Source organism: Shewanella sp. MBTL60-007 (assembly GCF_019654915.1).
In the GTDB taxonomy this organism is placed as follows: Bacteria; Pseudomonadota; Gammaproteobacteria; order Enterobacterales; family Shewanellaceae; genus Shewanella.
Window position 1 is genome coordinate 59,648 of the sequence record NZ_BPET01000023.1, and the last position, 19,706, is coordinate 79,353.

Annotated in this window: 16 protein-coding genes; 6 read left to right on the forward strand and 10 right to left on the reverse strand. The window is 46.7% G+C overall.

Annotation, left to right across the window (positions count from 1 at the left end):
* Positions 1-14 precede the first annotated feature (14 nt).
* The gene (locus tag K5Q92_RS10545) at positions 15-1,736 is read left to right on the forward strand and encodes a glycosyltransferase family 39 protein (protein WP_220768977.1); all 1,722 of its coding nucleotides are present in this window, start codon (positions 15-17) and stop codon (positions 1,734-1,736) included.
* Between the two features lie 425 nt (positions 1,737-2,161).
* Here the strand turns inward: K5Q92_RS10545 and mutM are convergent, their stop codons facing one another.
* Together mutM and K5Q92_RS10555 are read right to left on the reverse strand one after the other, a co-directional pair.
* On the reverse strand, positions 2,162-2,977 hold the full coding sequence (mutM, locus tag K5Q92_RS10550; RefSeq protein WP_220768960.1) for a bifunctional DNA-formamidopyrimidine glycosylase/DNA-(apurinic or apyrimidinic site) lyase: 816 nt from the start codon (positions 2,975-2,977) through the stop codon (positions 2,162-2,164).
* Between the two features lie 61 nt (positions 2,978-3,038).
* Positions 3,039-3,497 carry a hypothetical protein gene (locus tag K5Q92_RS10555; RefSeq protein ID WP_220768961.1) on the reverse strand — a complete coding sequence of 153 codons (459 nt, stop codon included), beginning with the start codon at positions 3,495-3,497 and terminating at the stop codon, positions 3,039-3,041.
* 452 nt (positions 3,498-3,949) lie between these two features.
* Between K5Q92_RS10555 and K5Q92_RS10560 the strand changes: the two genes are divergently transcribed.
* From K5Q92_RS10560 to K5Q92_RS10570, 3 genes are all read left to right on the forward strand, one after another.
* Entirely contained in the window at positions 3,950-5,971 is a 2,022-nt protein-coding gene (locus K5Q92_RS10560; RefSeq protein WP_220768962.1) for a hypothetical protein, read from the forward strand.
* 957 nt (positions 5,972-6,928) lie between these two features.
* Complete coding sequence (locus K5Q92_RS10565) at positions 6,929-7,606, forward strand: S1C family serine protease (protein ID WP_220768963.1); 678 nt, start codon at positions 6,929-6,931, stop codon at positions 7,604-7,606.
* A complete protein-coding gene (locus tag K5Q92_RS10570; protein WP_220768964.1) occupies positions 7,599-8,048 on the forward strand; it encodes a hypothetical protein in 450 nt (149 codons plus the stop codon). Before K5Q92_RS10565 ends, K5Q92_RS10570 begins: the two co-directional genes overlap by 8 nt.
* 214 nt (positions 8,049-8,262) lie before the next feature.
* Here the strand turns inward: K5Q92_RS10570 and moaA are convergent, their stop codons facing one another.
* Genes moaA through K5Q92_RS10600 form a run of 6 tightly spaced genes read right to left on the reverse strand, consistent with a single transcriptional unit; the run spans position 8,263 to position 14,007 of the window.
* Positions 8,263-9,249: a GTP 3',8-cyclase MoaA gene (moaA, locus tag K5Q92_RS10575; protein WP_220768965.1), complete on the reverse strand. Its 987-nt coding sequence runs from the start codon at positions 9,247-9,249 to the stop codon at positions 8,263-8,265.
* Between the two features lie 20 nt (positions 9,250-9,269).
* Positions 9,270-11,069: a bifunctional molybdopterin-guanine dinucleotide biosynthesis adaptor protein MobB/molybdopterin molybdotransferase MoeA gene (locus K5Q92_RS10580; protein WP_220768966.1), complete on the reverse strand. Its 1,800-nt coding sequence runs from the start codon at positions 11,067-11,069 to the stop codon at positions 9,270-9,272.
* A gap of 8 nt (positions 11,070-11,077) precedes the next feature.
* The gene (gene mobA / locus K5Q92_RS10585; RefSeq protein WP_220768967.1) at positions 11,078-11,680 is read right to left on the reverse strand and encodes a molybdenum cofactor guanylyltransferase MobA; all 603 of its coding nucleotides are present in this window, start codon (positions 11,678-11,680) and stop codon (positions 11,078-11,080) included.
* 46 nt (positions 11,681-11,726) lie between these two features.
* Positions 11,727-12,485, reverse strand: coding sequence for an ATP-binding cassette domain-containing protein (locus K5Q92_RS10590; protein WP_220768968.1), 759 nt, complete (start codon positions 12,483-12,485; stop codon positions 11,727-11,729).
* Positions 12,486-12,490: 5 nt separating this feature from the next.
* The gene (locus K5Q92_RS10595) at positions 12,491-13,198 is read right to left on the reverse strand and encodes an ABC transporter permease (protein WP_220768969.1); all 708 of its coding nucleotides are present in this window, start codon (positions 13,196-13,198) and stop codon (positions 12,491-12,493) included.
* Positions 13,195-14,007 carry a substrate-binding domain-containing protein gene (locus K5Q92_RS10600; protein ID WP_220768970.1) on the reverse strand — a complete coding sequence of 271 codons (813 nt, stop codon included), beginning with the start codon at positions 14,005-14,007 and terminating at the stop codon, positions 13,195-13,197. The genes K5Q92_RS10595 and K5Q92_RS10600 overlap by 4 nt, the downstream gene beginning before the upstream one ends.
* A gap of 277 nt (positions 14,008-14,284) precedes the next feature.
* Between K5Q92_RS10600 and K5Q92_RS10605 the strand changes: the two genes are divergently transcribed.
* Together K5Q92_RS10605 and K5Q92_RS10610 are read left to right on the forward strand one after the other, a co-directional pair.
* A complete protein-coding gene (locus tag K5Q92_RS10605) occupies positions 14,285-15,667 on the forward strand; it encodes a sigma-54 dependent transcriptional regulator (RefSeq protein ID WP_220768978.1) in 1,383 nt (460 codons plus the stop codon).
* A 31-nt stretch (positions 15,668-15,698) separates the two neighbouring features.
* On the forward strand, positions 15,699-17,837 hold the full coding sequence (locus K5Q92_RS10610) for a HAMP domain-containing sensor histidine kinase (protein ID WP_220768971.1): 2,139 nt from the start codon (positions 15,699-15,701) through the stop codon (positions 17,835-17,837).
* Positions 17,838-18,442: 605 nt separating this feature from the next.
* Here the strand turns inward: K5Q92_RS10610 and K5Q92_RS10615 are convergent.
* Positions 18,443-18,901, reverse strand: coding sequence for a GNAT family N-acetyltransferase (locus K5Q92_RS10615; RefSeq protein WP_220768972.1), 459 nt, complete (start codon positions 18,899-18,901; stop codon positions 18,443-18,445).
* Between the two features lie 113 nt (positions 18,902-19,014).
* On the reverse strand, positions 19,015-19,674 hold the full coding sequence (locus K5Q92_RS10620) for a 7-cyano-7-deazaguanine/7-aminomethyl-7-deazaguanine transporter (RefSeq protein ID WP_220768973.1): 660 nt from the start codon (positions 19,672-19,674) through the stop codon (positions 19,015-19,017).
* Between the last annotated feature and the right edge of the window lie 32 nt (positions 19,675-19,706).

Genomic DNA, 19,706 nt, shown 5'->3' on the forward strand with positions numbered 1-19,706 from the left:
TTAAAAAAATGATATTGAAATCGATGCAACAACGATTCAATAGCGATGACTATTATCAAGTGTTGAGTATGTTGCTGCTATTTGCGGCAGTCATTTTGCTGGTGGGAATAGGTTGGCGTTCGCCTTGGCCTGCCGATGAGCCGCGTTTCGCCGAAGTCGCCAGAGAGATGGTGGATTCGGGTCAGTGGTTCTTCCCTCAGCGTGGGGGGGAGTTCTATCCAGATAAGCCGCCAGTATTCATGTGGGCCATCGCACTGTTTTATGGCTTGACCGGCAGTTTAAAGGTGGCCTTTTTATTGCCTAATGCCTTAGCGGGTTTTCTAACGCTTTTTCTGGTTTATGATCTAGGCTCAAGGCTGTGGAATGTGCGTGTTGGCCGTAATGCAGCACTGCTGTTGATGTTAGCGCCTCAATTCTTAATTCAGAGTAAGAACGCCCAAATTGATGCCATGGTGATGTGTTGGATCACCCTTGGTTGTTACGGTTTGCTGCGTCACTTTATGACAGGGGCTCACTGGCGCTGGTACTTTGCTGGCTGGGCATTTATGGGGCTTGGAGTGATCACCAAGGGGGTGGGCTTCCTGCCTCTGTTGATGCTTATTCCGATCATTGGTTATGCCCTGATCCAAAAAGATCTGTTTAAGGGGCGCCTGCAGTGGTGGTGCCTTGCGGGGCCACTGGCGATGTTAGCCGTGATTGCCTGCTGGTTGGTACCTATGGTGCTGATAGTGCAGAGCCAAGGCACACCAGAGCTTATTCAATATCAAAATAATATTTTGTTTAAACAGACGGGAGAGCGCTACGTTAACGCTTGGCATCATATCAAGCCTTGGTACTACTTCTTAGTCAGTGTCGTACCTGTGATGTGGTTCCCGTTGCCGCTATTGTTTATTGCTCATTGGCAACGAGTTATGGCTAAGGTTAAAGCCGAACCTGTGATTGCAATACTGCTGATCTGGGTGGTATTGGTGCTGGTGTTCTTCAGCATCAGCCCAGGCAAACGTGGGGTGTATATCCTACCAGCTCTGCCTATGTTGGCCTTAGCGCTGTCGGCCATTATTACGGGTGCCGATACCAAGCGTTGGTTTGAGTGGGGTCTCACGGCTCTGTTGTGGTTACTGGGTCTAGTGTTTACAGCTGCAGGTGTATTGGCGCTGATCCATCATCCCGCCATCGTCAAGGCAATGGCCGATTATGCGGCAGATCTGACTCATATGGGCTACCTGTTGTTGACCGTGGGGGTTATCTGGTTTGCTATCTTGCTGACCCTGCGACATTCTCAAGCTATGGTGAGAATGGGAGTTAGTCTTGCGCTAACTTGGGTGGTGATGGGGACTTGGGGCTACAGTATTTTAGAGCCTATGCGAACGCCACAGGCCTTGATGGCAAACGCTGCAAAGGCGATAGGCCCAGATGGTCAACTCGGCCTTGTTAAATTCAAAGAGCAGTTTATCTTGTTCTCTCCGGTGGATATCACTCACTTTAGCTATCTTGCGCCCCTTGAGCAGCAAGAGCGTAACGCTTGGCAGTGGATGCATGAAGGAGATAATCGCTATATCTTAGTCGGCGATCACCAAAAGCTGAGCTGTTTTGATTTCAAGAATGCCAAAAGTATGGGCGTGGCCCACCGAGATAATTGGGTAATATTAAGCAAGGATAATATGTTGCCGACCTGCGCCGAGCCAGATAGACGTTATCAGTATTTCACCCCAACCCCAGGACGGTGGATGGAGTGAGGTTAGGCTCTAGGAAGAGCAGGCCCTAGGAAGAGCAAAGACGGTTAAAGCTAAGACGGAAAAGCGGTCTTAGATCCTAGGAAAAGCAGGCCCTAGGAAAAGCAAAGACGGTTAAAGCTGAGACGGAAAAGCGGTCTTAGGTCCTAGGAAAAGCAGGTTCTAGGCCCTAGGAGAAGCAGGCCCTAGGAAGAGCAAAGACGGTTAAAGCTGAGACGGAAAAGCAGGTCTTAGGAAGAGCTAAGACGAGGGCGTGACTGCGTCACTTCGAGATCGCGGCCTTGTCGCTTCTAGAAAAAGCTAAGTAAAGATCACTGCTTATGCTTTTTGCTTTGGCTGTTTCTAGCAGGGCGAAGCCAGCCCTCGAAGCGAAGCGCCCTAGATCCTAGATCCCAGAAGTGAGCTTGCGAACGCTCTCGTACCTTCTTTTAAAGCTTTTGGCACAAGCTACAGAACACCGTTGCCCTTTGGCCTAGTTTTATCTCGCTAAGAAGGTGGCCACAATGAGTGCAGGTCTCGCCGCTACGGCCGTAGACATGTAGCTTCTGGGCAAAGTAGCCCGGCTTGCCATCGGCATTGGTAAAATCTTTTAGTGTGGTGCCGCCCTGTTTAATGGCGCCTGCCAAGATCTGTTTCACCTCTGCGATCAAAACCTCGATACGTTCGGCATCGACCTTACCCGCTTCGGCTTGTGGATGAATACCCGCGGCGAACAGCGCCTCATTGGCGTAAATGTTCCCGACACCCACGACGATATGATTGTCCATCAAACATAGCTTTATCGCCTTTTTCTTATTCGCTAAGCGCTCAAGCAAGTAATCGGCATTAAAGGCGTCAGTGAGCGGCTCTGGGCCAAGCTTCGACAGTAACGGATGCGCCTGTTCTGGCAGCTCACACCACAGCCAAGCGCCAAAGCGTCTAGGGTCATTAAAGCGCAACGCCTTACCGCTCGCGAGCACCAGATCGATATGGTCATGTTTTTCCGCAGGCGTAGAGGCTGGAAGAATCCGTAAGCTGCCAGACATCCCCAAGTGCACTATGCTGGTGCCCGCATCGGTATCGATAAGCAGGTACTTTGCGCGGCGACGCACGTTTCTAATGGTTTGGCCGATAATCTGCTTGGCAATTTCGGGAACTGGCCATCGTAGAGATGGATTGCGGATGATTAAATCTGTCACTTGATTATCAATTAGATAGGGGGATACACCTTGCCTAGTGACTTCAACTTCGGGGAGTTCCGGCATTTATTCTCTCTCTTTTTCTTATTCGTGTTATCTGACAGTCTGTGAGTCCTTTAGCCTGTTGCTAGCGCTCGTTTACCTGCCCCCGAACAATCGGTTTTAAGTTTTCTCGCAAGCTCGGTGGGATCTGATACCAATTTCCTGAAGGCGACTTAAGCAAACCTTGCTCACTAAACATAATCCACAGCTGCGCATCGATAAGATCATCGACTTGGATAACCAGTTCTATTGGCTCACCAGAAGTTTCAGGTTTATCTGTCAGGGCGGAGATATGCACTTGTTCCCACGCATTAGCCCAGTCTAAACAGTTGAGTACCCGTGAGCTACACTGCCAGCCAGACTGACGTTTTTGCAGCCAAAGTTCGCCATATTGCAGTTGTGATAGAGGCGCAGATTTGTCGAATAGCGGCTGAGTTTGCATCGGTGTTTGCTGGCTATTCCTTTCGATGACAGTCAGGACTGAGATCATCAAAATAGATGCGAGGATGATGATGGTATTCCACTTCTTGCGGGATAAAGCCATGATTGTTACTTCAGCTTTTTGTTTGATATTGGGTGTCTAATAAGTGTATCTGTTAGGTGGTGATTTCACAAATTTGGCAACGGTTGGGTGAACGTTGGACGCTTTTTAATCAAACTTCGTTTGATGAGTGCATCAGGCTTTTAAGTTAGATTGCGTCTGACAACTAAGGTCGTGGCGCTTCGCCCCTTTCTGTTGTTAAGAGCAGAGCCAAGAGGGAAAGCGCTTGTCCCCCCCCCCGAGCCTGAACCATCATCCAAAGGTTCATTGTTTTGGGAGGAATCCTAACTTCTCCACCTGTGGCTTTATGAGCGAAAAACCTGAGGTTAGGCGCTCAGAGTCTAGAGGCTGATACTCTACTGTTTAGCAAAATAAAATGTGAAATATTGCGGATATTCACCTATACCTATTGGGTGCCTGATTTTTATACACCTAAGCTTTATATGGAGATAGATATGGTGTCCTTCAATAGAATATTCGCTCTCGTCTTTTTAAGTTTCATATTAACAGCTTGCGGTGGAGATGATGGGGATGGTCCTGTCTGTCCTAACAATGTTCCCTGTGAGCTAATCAATGATAACGCAGCCCCTACGGCGGCCGTTGTCTATGAGGTTTCTCTAAGCGTTACTGATGCCGAAGGCAATGAAATCTCATCTATCTCTTCCGTTAATCCTGGAAAGCTTGTTGCTAATGTTAGTGGGATCACTGAGCCCGTTATTGTTACCTTTGGCAGCACGCTAGGTGAGTTGCCGATCACAACGGCAGTGACCGATGATGAGGGCAATGCCAGCGTGGTGATTTACGCGGGCAGTGATTTAGGAGCCGGAACGGTAACTGCAAGCCTGGTCTCGGGTGAACAAGACACGGCGATTATCGTCATCGGTGCCACCAACTTAGAGATGGGCAGTGGCGATCCGCTGCAGCCAGGTGTTGCCGAGGTGAGTACAGACTCGCTATCGGCAGGGGGTACCGCCAGTGTGTCGGTGATGATTGTCGATGAGCAAGGGCAACCTTTCAATGAACCCGTTGATGTATATTTCACATCGGCCTGTGCAGGTCTATCTACACCATTAGCTCAATTAGATTCGCCAGTACTCCTAGTTGATGGTATTGCCACGAGCACCTATATTGCCAAAGGCTGCGCTGGTGATGACCGTATTAGCGTTAAAGCAACGGTAGCAGGTTTGGATTTAATAGCTTCGGCGACAATTAATGTTCTCGAAGCTAAAGAAGGTAGCATTAGCTTTGTATCCGCCGAGCCTTCGTTAATCTCCATTAAAACAACGGGTGGCAGAGAGACGTCAGTCGTTAAGTTCCAAGTTTTCGATACCAGCGGCAATCCGGTCACTAATAAAGCGGTTAGCTTTAAGCTTAACAACGAGATGGGGGGGACTTACCTCAGTGACGAGCATGGGATCACCGATAACACTGGTATGGTGCAGACGGTGGTGAATTCAGGCACAGTTGCCACAACGGTTCGGGTATTCGCGACAGTTGATGGCAGCGACCCACAGCTTATCACTCAGTCCAGTAAGCTGATTATCTCTACGGGCATTCCAGATCAGGACAGCTTCACCCTAGCTGTTAAAACACTAAATCCAGAGGCATACGATATTGTGGGTGTCGAAGTGCCTGTCAGTGTTTTCCTTGCAGATGCCTTTAATAATTTCGCCCCCGATGGTACCGCTGTGTACTTTACCACCGAGGGCGGCGCTATCGATGATTCCTGCTTTACTATCGATGGAAAATGCTCAGTGATATGGCGAAGCCAAAACCCATGGCCTAGAGATGGCCGCTCAACCATTACAGCTTACGCACTCGGTGAAGAGTCATTCCCAGACTCTAACGGTAATGGCCGCTTCGACGCAGAAGAGATAGCTCTGTTCTTGTCGGTTGGTGTCGATGGAAAACCATATGATATGGATGAAGCGTTCAATGATTACAATGAAAATGGAATATATGAACAGGGTAATCTAGAAGAGCTCATCGATTTTAATATTGATGGTCAATTTACTCCGCGAGACGGACTGTATAATGGTGTTTTGTGCCATGAGTCTAACCTTAGTGCTTGTTCAGACGATAAATCCATTCATATTAGAGACAGTGTCGTTATTACGGTGTCGGATAGCACAGCTGTTGCTTCCAATATTGTGGTAATTGATAGCGAAAATAATAATGGCGATCAGGTGTTGGAACTTGTTAACACCGGTATTGGACAAGTTTCTCTGAATATCACTGACCAAAGAGGGCAGCAGATGCCATTTGGTTCAGAAGTCAGCTTCACCTCTACGGTGGGTGAAGTATTGGGGCAGAGTAGTTTTAGTTGGCCTAACACTAACGCTGAAGGTGGTCAAAACTATGGTGTCGCGGTGAAAGGTGGAACCGAGGCTGCGACTGGGGAGTTGGTTGTAAAGGTAACCACGCCTAGCGGTGTTGAAACTGTTGTTGCTAGAGTGGCAATCGTTATCACTCCGTAGTGTCGATACTTTAGTGACTGCTATCTCAATTAAGATTTATTAGTCATTTCTATCGATATCATAAAGGGCGCATCTAGCGCCCTTTTTATTGTGTTTTCAAGCTACGCTTGACCTTTAAGTTAGACTGCGTCTAACAATTAAAGTAGTGGTGCTTCGCTCTACATTGGTAGAGCATCAGGCTACGCCTGACCAAAGTCGTGGGATTCCATCCCACATATACAGCTAATCAAGCTCCGCTTGATAAAGGTCGTGAGCTTCCAGCTCACACTCGGGCAAGAGGGGGACAACAGCTTCCCCCTCTTGCATCTCCCTAGCCGCCCCTAACGAAGTTGTTGATCCTCAGTCATTTTCGAAAATCGCTATCGCCTCAGAATCGCCATCCATGGCTCTACTAAGGCTACCTCGGCATCCATGCCTCGCTCACGCGTCTAATGTTTACAAGAGTCTTCAACGACTTCGGCAACTTCGATGGGGAGTTGGTGTTTTCTGTAACCTTTGCGTCTTTGTTGGTCTTGCAGTGTCTTTGTTTTTCTTTGTCTTATAGATCTAACGCAGAGGTTGAAAGGTTGTGCTTTTCTAACCCAGTGCAGATGCGGCTGAGGCCGTCGAAAACATGGATGTTTTCGTTGAGCGGTCAGGGATGACGACAAGCGAGCCTCAGAAGTATCTGCACATACACCTGCCGCAGGCAATTAGCTGCATAAAATTCTGGACGAAAGTAATGACAATATTAGAGGCAGAAACCGCAACAGTTGAGTTACTGTCATGCCTTATCAAGCACATATAAAGCTGCATCAATAATGCCTTGAATAATCCGATATAAATTTTTAAAACAATGGTCTATATTCTGCTGGGGAAATAATAAAGGCACACTGATAATAAATAAATGTTGTATGGATAAAGATGTTGTCAATGCAGTAATTCAATAAGCTTTATAACACTAGCTAAGGGAAACGTATGCTAAAAGGGATAGCTCAGCACCACGGTGGTGGTTGCATGATGATTGTTAAAACAGGTGAAAAAGGAGTTGAGTTTATAGGCAGTGGTTTTCTATGTCACAGTAAGGGATATATTATCACCTGCGCACACACGATTAATTTGACTGATAAACTTGCAGTAATTCCGCCTCAACCTTTAAATGAATTTAATCAATTAACTCTAGAGCGAGTAAATTTTTTTGATGTTACCGTGGCGCAGTTTGACCCAGAAAACGATGTCGCATTATTGAAATTAACCCACCCACAACCCGTTTCAGTTCCTCCCAATCTAATAGGAAATGAGAGCTCTGTTCAAGTTGGTGCTAGCGTAGGTTACTTAGGGTTTCCATTTGGTCAAGCAGGTCTACATACTTTGAAAGTATCTCAGAGCATAATTAGCTCTAAAGTGAAATCTACCAATGGAACAAAGCAATTTCAATTAGATGCAATGGTACATGAGGGAAATAGTGGCGGGCCATTAATTGATATTGCATCAGGCCAAATTATTGGAATTATTAGTGGTAGATTTAGCCCTACTGGTTCGGGGGGGCATATAAAAATAGGTAATCATGCTCTGGGTACAGAAAGTACCATATCTTATGCTACTTCAATTAATTATGCTCGCGCATTAATGGAAAGTGAGGGGTTAAATGTCTGATTTTCCTTTCGAACATCAAGAGTTATTTGATGCTGTAAACGACCTTGTTCCAGCGTACCAAAAAAACAAAATTATTGAGTTCATTAAATTAGATACAGATGATGAAACTGAATATGATCAAATCGGATTGTCATTAACTGGGGAAAAAAGAGAAACGGGTTTAATTGTCCCCACTTCTGCCCCTAAGTCTTCAGGAGGAAGTATTTGGAGTGCAATAAAAGCTGAAATTTATGACTATATGTGTACTAGTTCTAGAAAGTACTCTAAAGAAAGAAAAGAAGCTGGCATAACGATTAAACAAATCATTACGATTATTGCTACAGCCATAGCGTCTAGTTTCCATATTGCAGTTGGTGTTGTTACTGGTGCAGTTACCGTAGCACTGTTGAGCTTCTTCAAGATAGGTAAAAATGCTTGGTGCAAAATCAACACACCTGAATAAATGTGTTTTAACAATTTGCTGAAAATGACAAAACAGCAGTTTTGCCCGTTCTTATCGAATTTCAGCAAGCTATTTTAAGACTATTTAGCAAATCGTTACGAAAAACCCGACAGTGGCGTCGGGTTTTGTGTATGTAGCACAAGCTAACAGTTAACTACTGTGGCTACAGAAACCACCGAAACAAAGCGACAAAACTGTTCAAGCAACAGTTAACTCAACCTCCTGTTGCATTCATAAACCGCAAGATCTGCGTTTCACCATTAGGGTCAAAATGGTGCTCCTTTGGCTTGTGCTTGATGCCTTCCAGAATCGCTGTCTTTAGCTTTTCAATGTCACCGGGGAATTCACGCACGATGGCTTTGAGATCCACCGAGTTTTCGTTGCCTAAACACAGTAATAATCTGCCTTCTACCGTGACACGGACGCGGTTACACTCATGACAGAAGTTATTGCTATGAGGCGAGATAAAGCCCACATGAATGTCGCTGCCCGGCATAGTGTAGTAACGTGCTGGGCCGCCTGTGCGTCGATCTGATACGATAAGCGGATAACGCTGTTGGATGATCTCTTGGATCTCTTTACTGCTGCAATGACGGCTGCGCTTACGTTCGTCGATAATGCCCAGTGGCATCTCTTCGATAAAGGCGATATCGAGGTCACGCTCGCGGCAAAACTCGATTAAATCTAAGACTTCATCGTCGTTTTGACCACGCAAGATCACCGCATTAACCTTGATCTTCTTAAAGCCTGCGGCGATGGCAGCGTCGATACCAGCGATGACGCGGTCGACTTTGCCGTTACGGGTCAGCTTAGTAAATAAGTCTGGCTTTAGGGTGTCGAGACTGATGTTGAGTCGGTTTAGGCCAGACTCATGCATCTCTGCCGCGAAGCGGGTCAGGCGCGAGCCGTTGGTTGTCATCGACAACTCTTCAAGGCCCGGCAGCTTGCCCAGTAGCTTCACTAACTGATCGCAGTCGGTGCGCACTAAGGGTTCACCACCTGTTAGGCGGATCTTCTTCACCCCTAGTTCGGTAAAGGCTTGAGCGACCCAAGCTAACTCTTCGAGGCTAAGTACGTGCTCACGCCCCAAGAAGCAGGGGTCTTCACTCATGCAGTACACGCAGCGAAAGTCACAACGGTCAGTGACGGAGAGTCGCAGGTACTCTACCGTGCGACCAAAAGTGTCAACGATTAAACTCATACTACTACCTATATGACCCCTTAAAGGAGGTCGGCAAAAGGTTGAATGTAAACTGTGTCACCTGGATTTAACTGATCATCTTTCTCGCCAATCACGATGAGACAGTTTCCTTTTACCATAGAGCTAAGCATCCCTGAGCCCTGAGCACCGGTTGTGGTTACATGTAACTTGCCGTCAGCACCTAAGTGATAGATACCGCGGGTAAACTCTGTACGGCCTGTACGGCTGCGCAGTGGCTTGTCGGTAATGGCTGGAACCATTGTGTGGCTCCAGTTCTGCTCGCCGGCAAGCTTACGAATGGCAGGCTGCACAAACTGCAGGAAAGACACCATCACGGCAACAGGGTTGCCTGGTAGGCCGAAGAACAGTGAGTCATCGATCTGACCGAAAGCCAGTGGACGCCCCGGACGCATATTGATACGCCAGAAGTTAATCTGTCCAACTTGTTCAAGAACCGTCTTAATATAATCGGCGTCACCAACGGATACACCACCTGAGCTGATCACAATATCAGCCTGCGCCGCGCCATCTTTTAGCGCTTGTGCTAGTGCGGCTTCTGAATCTTGGATGATGCCAAGATCGATCACTTCACAGCCTAACTTCTTCGCCATCGACTTGATGGTGTAGCGGTTAGAATCGAAAATGCAGTTGGCTTTTAGCGGCTCGCCCGGTTGGCAAACTTCATCGCCAGTGGAGAACACGGCGACCTTAGGGCGTTTGAATACTGGTAGCTCACCAAAACCGAGTGATGCGAGTAGACCTTGCTCTGCTGCGTGTAATCGGCTGTGGGCGGCAAGGGCGGTGGCGCCTTGTGCGATATCTTCACCCGCTTGGCGGATATGCTGGCCTAGGCTCATTTCGCCTTCGAAGCGCACTTCGCCGTCTTGCTCATTAGCCAGCTCACGTAGTTGTACCGTATCGGCACCTGCTGGCAATGGTGCGCCAGTCATGATGCGTACCGCTTCACCGGCAGCAATGGTGCCGTTATAGGCGTGGCCAGCCATGATTTCGCCAACCATCTTGTAAGAGGCGGTGCTGTCATCGCTTAATTTAAATGCGTAACCGTCCATCGCGGAGTTAGTGTGCTGAGGCACATCGACTGGTGAGATGGCATCGCTGGCTAATACGCGGTTCTCAAGCTCATCAAGCTCGACCGTCTCCGTCGCGGTGATAGGCTTAACGTAAGATAAAATCTTATCGATACCTTGGCGCACCGATAGCGTGCTGCTGTTATCTAGCTCGCAACCACAAGTGGGCGCCATCGGCAGGTCGATAGGGCATGGCTTCCAAGCGGCAATGTACTCACTAACGTAATCGGCGATTTGCTCGATATTGTTGATATCTAGACGGCGCAGCTCACTTGGGAGTTCGGTATCATCGCAGCAGGCGATAGCTTGGATATTATCATCATGGGTATGGATAAAAGGCTTGCCGTGAGCGGCGCGGTGCAGTTCTATCTTAGGAAGTTCGAGCTTTTTAAAACCTTCAACGAGGACGATGTCGACCTTGTCGGCTTCAATCTGTTTTAGCAAATGTGGTAGTTCAGGATCGCCATCTTTGGCGTCTTCAGTCATCAATGCCCAGCGAACATGGGAGGCGACTAACATCTGCTTGGCACCAGCCTTACGCATTTCGTAGCTGTCTTTACCGGGAATATCGACATCGAAGTTGTGATGAGCATGCTTAATGACTGCGAGTCGCACACCGCGGCGATTAAGTTCAGGGATTAATTGCTTCAATAATGTGGTCTTGCCTGTGCCACTGTAGGCACAGAATCCGAGTACAGGAATAGGTAACGGATTAGTAAAAGGTATGCTCATTTACACCTCTAGTGATTTTTTTCATTAGCTATGGCTTCGCCAAGCTGCTGTTTTTGTTCTGGTGTGTTTACGTTTACAAACGCATTTGGCTGATCCGAAAACTCAGCGACGACATAGTGATGCTTGGCATACCAAAAATCGATTTTGCGTTCACCGGCATCTAAAAATGCCTTCATGGATGCGCGTAAACTCGGCTTAAGTAGCATGACCACAGGTTGCTCTCGCTTGCCATCACTAGCCACCGCAAGGTCTGCGTCTTCAGCCGTTAATTTCGCTAGCATTCTAGCGACTAAATCTGTTGGTAACAGTGGGCAATCACAAGGAACGACCAATAGGTAATCTGCTTGTGTGTTACTCATCGCGGTGATCATGCCAGCTAATGGACCTAAATAGCCGGAATCTTGGTCGCTGATCACTTTAAAACCAAACTCAGAATAACGGTTTTGGTTTCGATTTGCGTTGATCAGGATCTCCTTAACTTGAGGTCGTACCCTATCAATTGCATGTTCAATCATGGGGCGATTTTCTAGTTCGACTAAGCCTTTATCGTTTCCGCCCATGCGTCTGGCCATGCCGCCAGCAAGAATTACTGCATCAACTTGTGCTGTCATCACTGTTATCCTATTGTTTATTGCAGTTTTTTAGTTGCTAATGAATTTACCCAATTGACACATTGAGTCTAGTTGAGACATCTATGTGAGCATTAGCCATATCTTGATTGGCACTGATATTACCGCTGGTAATTGTCTTATCGCAAATTAGCCAAGCATGATCGCATACTTTGGTTAGCATGCAAGTCTGATGGCTACTAATTAGCATGCCTGTACCTTGCTGTTTGAGATCGACAATCATCTGTAATACTAGCTGCTGTGAGTGCTTATCCATATTGGAGGTCGGTTCATCTAGCATCAATAGTTTAGGCTGGATAATCCAGGCTCTGGCGATTGCTAAACGCTGTTTTTCACCACCGGATAAACTCGAGGCCGCCTGGGTCAGTAAGTGACGTAGTTGCGCCTTATCTATCGCTTGCTCGGTACGAGCTTTGAGGAGTTCTTTATCGCCATTTAAAAATCTTAATGGATAGGTAAGGTTATACATCACACTGCCTTCGAAAAGATAAGGGTGTTGATGTAGATAAATTGCCTTGCCGGTAATCGAGTTACTACGCCACCAAGGTGCTACAGAGAATCCTTGCGCTTGAATCGTTCCCGCTGTCGGCTCAATAAAGCCTGCGAGTAGCTTCATTAAGGTGGTCTTACCGCAGCCGTTATCACCTTGTAGGTGGATCACGCGGTTTTGTTCAAAAACCAACTTATCGGCGCTAAACAGGGGTTTGCTTTCGAAGCGCATCTCGAGATTGTTAGCGATGATTTTTGCTTTGGCTTTTGTATCAGTCTTGCTATTGAACGTTGGCATCTGTCTTAATGACTCCTCGGCTCGGCTTTGCCTCTTAATGTACCGAGAGCAAAGTTTAAAATCAGTGCTAAGACGAGTAGCACCAGTCCCAGTGCAATCGCTTGGGCGAAGTCACCTTTACTGGTTTCTAGGGCGATAGCGGTTGGAATGTTACGTGTCACTCCGGCTATGTTGCCACCGACCATCATCGAACAGCCAATTTCCGTCAAGATACGGCTAAACGCAGCAACAATAGCTAATAATAGTGGAACTTTAAGCTCTCTGCAGACCGCCCATATCGCACTTAATGCTGGCGCGCCTAAGGTGCGGGAGGTTTCCCATGCTCTGCGGTCAACACTGGTAAAGGCGGCTTGGCTCATGGCTACGAGTACCGGGGCGCAGATAAGCATCTGGCCGAGAATCATACCTTGCTGAGTAAAAAGCCATTTCAAATCCCCTAAGGGCCCCATTCGTGTTAGCAACAGATAAACCAGTAGGCCTATCACAACCGTTGGGATGGATTGTAGGGTTTGAATAAGATTAGTGACTAACCAGCGGCCAGGAAAGCGAGTAAAGGCCAATAGAAAGCCCAGCACCATGGACGGCAGCAGCGTGATCGCTAAAGCCGCAAATGATACTGAAAAAGAGACGGAGATAATGGACCACACTTCGGGGTCCAATGAAAACAGCAGGCTCAACGCCTGCTGTATTAGGGCTAACCAGCCTTCATTCATTCGCTATATGTTGCCTTGAACAATTGTTCTCCCTGAACTTTATAGTTATTGATCATGCCTTGCGCTTCAGCGCCGATCAGCCAGTCGCTCAATGCTTTAGCACCTTTGTGGTTTAGCGTTGGGTACTTGCTTTCACTGATAAGTATGATTTGATAAGGGTTAGCCAGTGCTTTGCCGCCATCAAAATCTACTGCTAGGTCTATTTTACCTGAATAAGCAACGAAAGTGCCACGGTCAGATAGCGTATAAGCTTCTAATTCGCTAGCCATTAGTAGGGTTTTGCCCATACCTTGACCAACAGCAGTATAGCCTTTGAAATCTGGAGTGATATTAGCGTTTTTCCAGATTAGTAGTTCTTTCATGTTGGTGCCTGAGTTGTCACCACGTGAAATGAAAGGTACGCCAGATTTTTCGATTTTAGTAAACGCTTCTTCAGCTGTTTTGCTTGAGCGAATTTTTGCAGGATCGTTCTTTGGGCCTAGAATAACGAAATCATTTTCCATGATGCCGCGAGGTAGTCGGCCATAACCTTCTTCAACAAACTTAGCTTCAGCACCTGGAGCGTGAGTCATAACCACGTCAACGTCACCTTGGCGAGCTAGCTTAAGTGCCTTACCAGTACCAGTTGCGATAACTTGTACTTGATAGCCTGTTTCAGCTTCGAACTTCGGCAATAGGTTCTTTAATAGGCCTGAGTTTTCTGTACTTGTTGTTGTCGCAAGTTTGATAATTTCGTTAGCTTGGGCTGGCATACCAACAACTAGTGCTGCGGTAACCGCAAGACCAATAACGCGTTTAAGGTTTAGCATTTTTACTCCTTGGGAAAATAAAATAGGCCACTCGATACCTGAGGCCTGTTAAAAATCGAATTCAGTGCTCATAAAAAGCAAGTTTGATGCCATGCTTGAATTAGGTTATTTGAGTTCACATTTGTAACGCTTGTGTGATCTTTGTCCCATGAATAGTAAAAAAAGCGCAGACATTATGTCCCAAGGTCGCGATTACATGGTTCATAGTGACCTATTTAGACTGGTTCGATGATAGACTTGTCCCATAATGAGTCAAAATGTCCCTGAATCAGACAAGGTGGGACAGAGAATGAATAATATGAAGCCACTTCCTTCTGCTGTATCTGTATTGATCGTCGATGATGAGCCGGGCATGCGCAGCTTTTTAAAAAAAGCGTTAGCGAAGAAATTTGCCTTAGTTGAAACTGCCTCGAGTGTTGAAGATGCGGAGCAGCTGCGTTCACGTTGTCATTTCGATCTGCTTATTGTCGATATTCGTCTGCCTGGTCGCTCCGGAATAGAGTGGCATGAGGCGCTGAACGATCAAGAGAGACGTTCAGATATCATCTTTATGACTGGCTATGCCGATATGGATGTGGCGATAAAGGCGCTGCGTGCTGGCGCGTCTGATTTTATTATGAAGCCGTTCCATCTCGAACAGATGATGAAGGCGGTTGACCGCTGTATCGAGCGTCGTCTATTGAAGCGCGAAAACTTGATGCTACGCCGTGAAGTCTCATTCAATCAGTCTTCTACCATTATTGGTCAGAGTGACGCCATGACGGAGGTGAAGCATGTCATTGAGCGCGTGGCACCGACCAATGCAGTGGTCTTGATTGAGGGGGAATCAGGCACAGGTAAAGAGCTGGTGGCCAGACAGCTGCATATTCTTAGTGGTCGTCAAGGGCCATTTGTGCCAGTTAACTGTGGTGCGATTGCGCCTGAATTGCTAGAGAGTGAGCTATTTGGTCACTCGGCAGGCTCGTTTACTGGCGCTAAGGGGAACCGCGAAGGCCTCTTCAGTTTCGCTTCTGGCGGTACTATTTTCCTCGATGAAATTGGTGAGATGCCGCTGAAGATGCAAACCGCACTACTGCGTGTGCTTGAGCAGCGCACCATTCGCCCTGTGGGCAGCGAAAAAGAGATCAATATTGACGTGCGCGTATTAGCGGCGACAAACCGTAAGCTATCTGAAGAGGTTGAAGCAGGTAACTTTAGACGTGACCTCTATTATCGCCTCAATGTGCTCGATATCGTGATCCCACCTCTGCGTGAGCGTCCTGAAGATATTGTGGAGCTAACTCATCACTTTACCTGCCAGTTGGCTGCAGAACTTGGCGTAAAAGAGGTCGTTTGGAGCCATGAAGATCTATTAAAGCTGCAACAACACGAATGGCCAGGTAATATTCGTGAGCTGCGAAATATGATTGAACGATGTATCCTACTGGGCAAACCACCTGCCGAGTATTGGAAGGTGCAACCAAAGAGTGAAGCGGTCGGAGAGTCGGGCTATCCGCTACAATGGGCACTGAAAGATGTTGAACGTGATCATGTGACTCGCGTTGTTGATGTGCATGGCGGTAATAAATCAGCGGCAGCGAGGGATCTTGGTGTATCACGTAAGACCTTAGATCGTAAGTATAAAGAGTGGTTTGGTGGTGAAGCCGACAAAGAAGAATAACAATAATAAAAACACTCTAGGGGGAGTATAGGTGTCTTTTTTTTCCAATATGTTTGGTGTTAGTTGGCAGCAGATGCAGGCGAAAGTGCGCTATCGCATCTTGATTTTGACCTTGTTGCCTATCTTACTAACGCTTGTGAGTTTGGTTTTTATTACCATCTATTGGAATATTAGCTATACAGGTAAGCAGCTGTTTATGAAGGTCAAGGCTGACTTGACTGTGGCAAACAGTACCCTAGTGACCGTTCAAACCAACCAAGAAAACCAGCTAGAGTTGGTGATGGAGTCTTGGCAGTTCCAGAATGACTTTAGACAAATAGGCCGCGACTTTGTAGCTCAGCGTGAGAACCTACAGAAAGTTCTAGACCAAGCGAAGAAAGATCTTAATTTAGATTTCTTACGCTTGGTCAGCGTCTCCGAGGCCGCAGCGGATCCCGACCTTAGGCAGATGTTGCCACATATAGAAGGGCTTGCGCCATTTTCTGGACTGATGGTGCTTGAGCCAAGTCGTCTGTCTCGCATCGACCCTGCACTCGCCGAACGAGCCAAGTTAAGCGTGATAAAGACCATGCGAGCACAGGAGCCAAGTAAAGTCGAAGAGAAGCGTGGGCTATTAAGCCGTAGCCTATTTCCGATTGCCGATGTGAATGGCAATGTTGCTTGGTACTTAGATGGCGGCATCATGCTTAACCGCGATACCCGTATCGTCGATCATATTCGTGATCTGGTGTATGACAAAGGAACACTACCAGAGCGTTCAATCGGTACGGTGACCATATTCTTGGATAATATCCGCATCAGCACTAACGTACCGCTGCACTTCTTCCCTCAGGGGGATGATCAGCAAGGTCGTGCTCTTGGTAGCTTAGTGTCATCTGAAGTGCGAGAAAAGGTTTTGATTCAAGGGCAATTATGGGTTGATAGGGCGTTTGTTTTTAACGACTGGTTTATTTCGGCTTACTCACCACTTGAAGATATTAATGGTAAGCGCATCGGTATGATCTATACCGGTTTTTCTGAATCTCCTTTTATTCATAACTACCTACTCAATATCATCGAGTTGGGCACTATCTTGATGTTGGTGCTGCTGGTATCAGGTTGGTTGGTATATCGCGGCGCCTATAGCCTCTTACAGCCGATTGAGCGTATTCATCATGTAGTCAAGGCGGTGCAATCTGGGCGTAACTTACGTATAGGTTCACTAGGGTTAGATAGCGACAATGAGCTTTCTAATCTTGCTGAGCAGTTTGACCGAATGCTGGATCTGTTACAGCGTCGTAATACCCAGATCCAAGCTGCAGCCGAGCAGCTAGAGGTTAAGGTCGAGGAGCGAACTCGTAGCCTGCAAGAGAAGACCGAGGAGCTGCAAGCTAACGTAGCGCTACTTAATGAAACCAGACAGCAGTTAGTGATCAACGAGAAGCTAACCGCGTTGGGTGAGCTGACAGCTGGTATCGCCCATGAGATCAATAACCCAACGGCGGTGATTTTGGGTAACATGGAGCTGCTTAAATACGAGCTAGGCGATAGAGCCGACGATGTTGAAGAGGAGATCGAGCTGGTTATTCAGCAGGTGGGGCGGATCAGCACCATTATTCGTAGCCTTCTGCAGTACAGCCGTCCGGGAGAGTTTAATGCGCCGCTGGAGATGCATCAGATCACACCTATTATCGAAGAGATGTTGGTACTGGTAAGGCACTCGATTCAAAAGCAACAGGTGGTGCTCAACCAAGAGCTTAACGCCAGTTATCCTATTCAAGTTAATCGCCCGCAACTATTGCAGGTGTTGATTAACCTAGTGGTAAACGCGGCTCATGCGATGGATGGCAAAGGGCAGATCTGGATCCGTACCTATGACTGGGTGCAACATGGCGAGCCGATCGGGGTTAAGATTGAGGTTGAAGATGAGGGTAAGGGGATCCCAGAAGAGGAGCTTAATCGCATTTTCGATCCGTTTTTCACTACACGTAAGGACGGTACCGGCCTAGGGTTATCATTGAGCTACGGTATTATTAAACGTATCGGTGGCACCATTGAGGTGAACTCTAAGGTAGGTAAGGGCAGCCTGTTTACCATCGGCCTGTACCATAAGGCTATCGAAGATCAGACGAATACGCCTTACGAGGGGTTGCAATTTAGCGGTAAGCATAACGATAAGACACCGCTGTAAGTGACTCGATAAGAGGGGAGCCGAGAGTCATCTCGGCTTTAGTAAGGCGGCGTGTACTAGCTTGTCTACAGCTAAACTTCCAATCTCTTCTCTGTTAAGTTTTAGGCAAAAAAATAGCCGAGATAATATCTCGGCCAAAAGAGTGTGTGAGCAATGTCGTGCTTTACATAAAACAGACTCTAACTTGCGGGAGATGAGATGCCTTTAAGTTATTGGCGAGTCTTGAAACGCATGTAAATAATAATCATTATCATTTAGTCTTGCAAGTATAATCGACAACGAAAATTGCACCTTTTTGCGTAGTTGATTAATAATCTAAATAAAACAAATTGTTAGGTTTTAATCTTTACATTGTGAATGATTCATAACGATGTCATGAATTAAAGACAAAAAAAAGCCAGGATAATATCCTGGCCACTTAAGAGTGTGTGAGCAATGTCGTGCTATAAAAACTCATTTAACAAATCGAGATGATGAGAACTTTATTTGTTAACCTGAGTTCTGGAACGCAAGTTAACAATAATCATTCTCATTTAGATTTGCAAGCTTTATTACATACATTTAGCAAATTTACTCACCTTTTTTAATCTGATACAAAATGAGTATTAGAACTGTTTTTGTAAGTGCAGCTTATTTTGGCTGTGATTCTGCGCATCGTTAATCATTGCAGTGATCTGGTACTGGGAGCTGATTAACATCTTGAGCATTGCAGGGAAGCAGTTACGGGTCTTAACTTCGATGCGTTGGTAGCCTTGTTCGGTCGCCCAGCGTTCTTGATATTCAAGTAGGCTTTTAGCTAAACCTAGACCACGGAAATCCGGCGCAACACCACCTAACCAGCTGTAAAACACCTGATCATCAGTTTGATAGCCCAACTTAAAGCCTGCTATCTCACCTTCTACTCTGGCAATAAGCAATAGTGCAGGGCCTGCGAGTAAGCGCTGAGCGATCTCTTGGCTAGCATAACCTTGCTCAAATTCTGGGATGATAGAGTAGGTGGTTTGGATCAGTTCGAGGACTTCAGGAGTGAACTCGGTAACAGCTTCAATTTCAATGGTGTACATTTACAAACTCTCAATAATTTCGCCAGTTCACCCAGTAAAACAGCCAAACCTATAGGCTGAAAGGTGAACGAATTGGCGAAATTATAACAGGTCAGTCCAGTTGTTGTTAAGCGTTAAATAGCCGTTTCCTGCGTACTGCTGTGTAAGATCTTATCTTGTAAGAACTTTAATAGCAGGCCATAGGCAGGTAAAAACAAACCTAAGCTCACAATCAATTTGAAACCGTAATCAACCGTGGCTATTTCAGGCCAGTGTGTTGCCATAAAGGTGTCGGTAGAGGCGTAGAAGGCTAGGCCGAAGAACACGATAGTGTCTATTAGGTTACCGACTATGGTTGATGCCGAAGGGGCAACCCACCAAGACTTGGTTTCTCTGAGCTTAGCAAAGACAAAGATATCCATCAGCTGGCCAACGAGATACGCAGCGAAGCTCGCAAAGGCGATGCGGAATACAAAGCTGTTGAACTCAAGTAAGGCATCGGCGCCTTGGAAGCTACCCTGATGGAAGATAACGCCCATCAAATAGGAGATAACAAGTGCTGGTAACATCGCGAGGAAGATGATCTTTCTTGCCGCTTGCTGGCCGAATATTCGAACCGTTAGATCTGTGGCTAAATAAACAAATGGAAAACTAAATGCGCCCCATGTGGTATGGAAGCCAAATATCTGAAAGGGAAGTTGTACAAGGTAGTTACTCGCACAAATAATAACAATATGGAAGCTTGCTAAAAGCAGTAGTGCACGGCGAAGCTGTGCAGGGGATAACATCAACATCTTGTGGCCTTTTTAAGTAAATCGGGCGGGGT

What these genes read in the sequence shown, in the direction of transcription:
- mutM (WP_220768960.1), bottom strand. Translation starts at nt 2,977, where the DNA reads ATGCCGGAACTCCCCGAAGTTGAAGTCACTAGGCAAGGTGTATCCCCC.
- K5Q92_RS10555 (WP_220768961.1), bottom strand. Translation starts at nt 3,497, where the DNA reads ATGGCTTTATCCCGCAAGAAGTGGAATACCATCATCATCCTCGCATCT.
- K5Q92_RS10560 (WP_220768962.1), top strand. Translation starts at nt 3,950, where the DNA reads ATGGTGTCCTTCAATAGAATATTCGCTCTCGTCTTTTTAAGTTTCATA.
- K5Q92_RS10565 (WP_220768963.1), top strand. Translation starts at nt 6,929, where the DNA reads ATGCTAAAAGGGATAGCTCAGCACCACGGTGGTGGTTGCATGATGATT.
- K5Q92_RS10570 (WP_220768964.1), top strand. Translation starts at nt 7,599, where the DNA reads ATGTCTGATTTTCCTTTCGAACATCAAGAGTTATTTGATGCTGTAAAC.
- moaA (WP_220768965.1), bottom strand. Translation starts at nt 9,249, where the DNA reads ATGAGTTTAATCGTTGACACTTTTGGTCGCACGGTAGAGTACCTGCGA.
- K5Q92_RS10580 (WP_220768966.1), bottom strand. Translation starts at nt 11,069, where the DNA reads ATGAGCATACCTTTTACTAATCCGTTACCTATTCCTGTACTCGGATTC.
- mobA (WP_220768967.1), bottom strand. Translation starts at nt 11,680, where the DNA reads ATGACAGCACAAGTTGATGCAGTAATTCTTGCTGGCGGCATGGCCAGA.
- K5Q92_RS10590 (WP_220768968.1), bottom strand. Translation starts at nt 12,485, where the DNA reads ATGCCAACGTTCAATAGCAAGACTGATACAAAAGCCAAAGCAAAAATC.
- K5Q92_RS10595 (WP_220768969.1), bottom strand. Translation starts at nt 13,198, where the DNA reads ATGAATGAAGGCTGGTTAGCCCTAATACAGCAGGCGTTGAGCCTGCTG.
- K5Q92_RS10600 (WP_220768970.1), bottom strand. Translation starts at nt 14,007, where the DNA reads ATGCTAAACCTTAAACGCGTTATTGGTCTTGCGGTTACCGCAGCACTA.
- K5Q92_RS10615 (WP_220768972.1), bottom strand. Translation starts at nt 18,901, where the DNA reads ATGTACACCATTGAAATTGAAGCTGTTACCGAGTTCACTCCTGAAGTC.
- K5Q92_RS10620 (WP_220768973.1), bottom strand. Translation starts at nt 19,674, where the DNA reads ATGTTGATGTTATCCCCTGCACAGCTTCGCCGTGCACTACTGCTTTTA.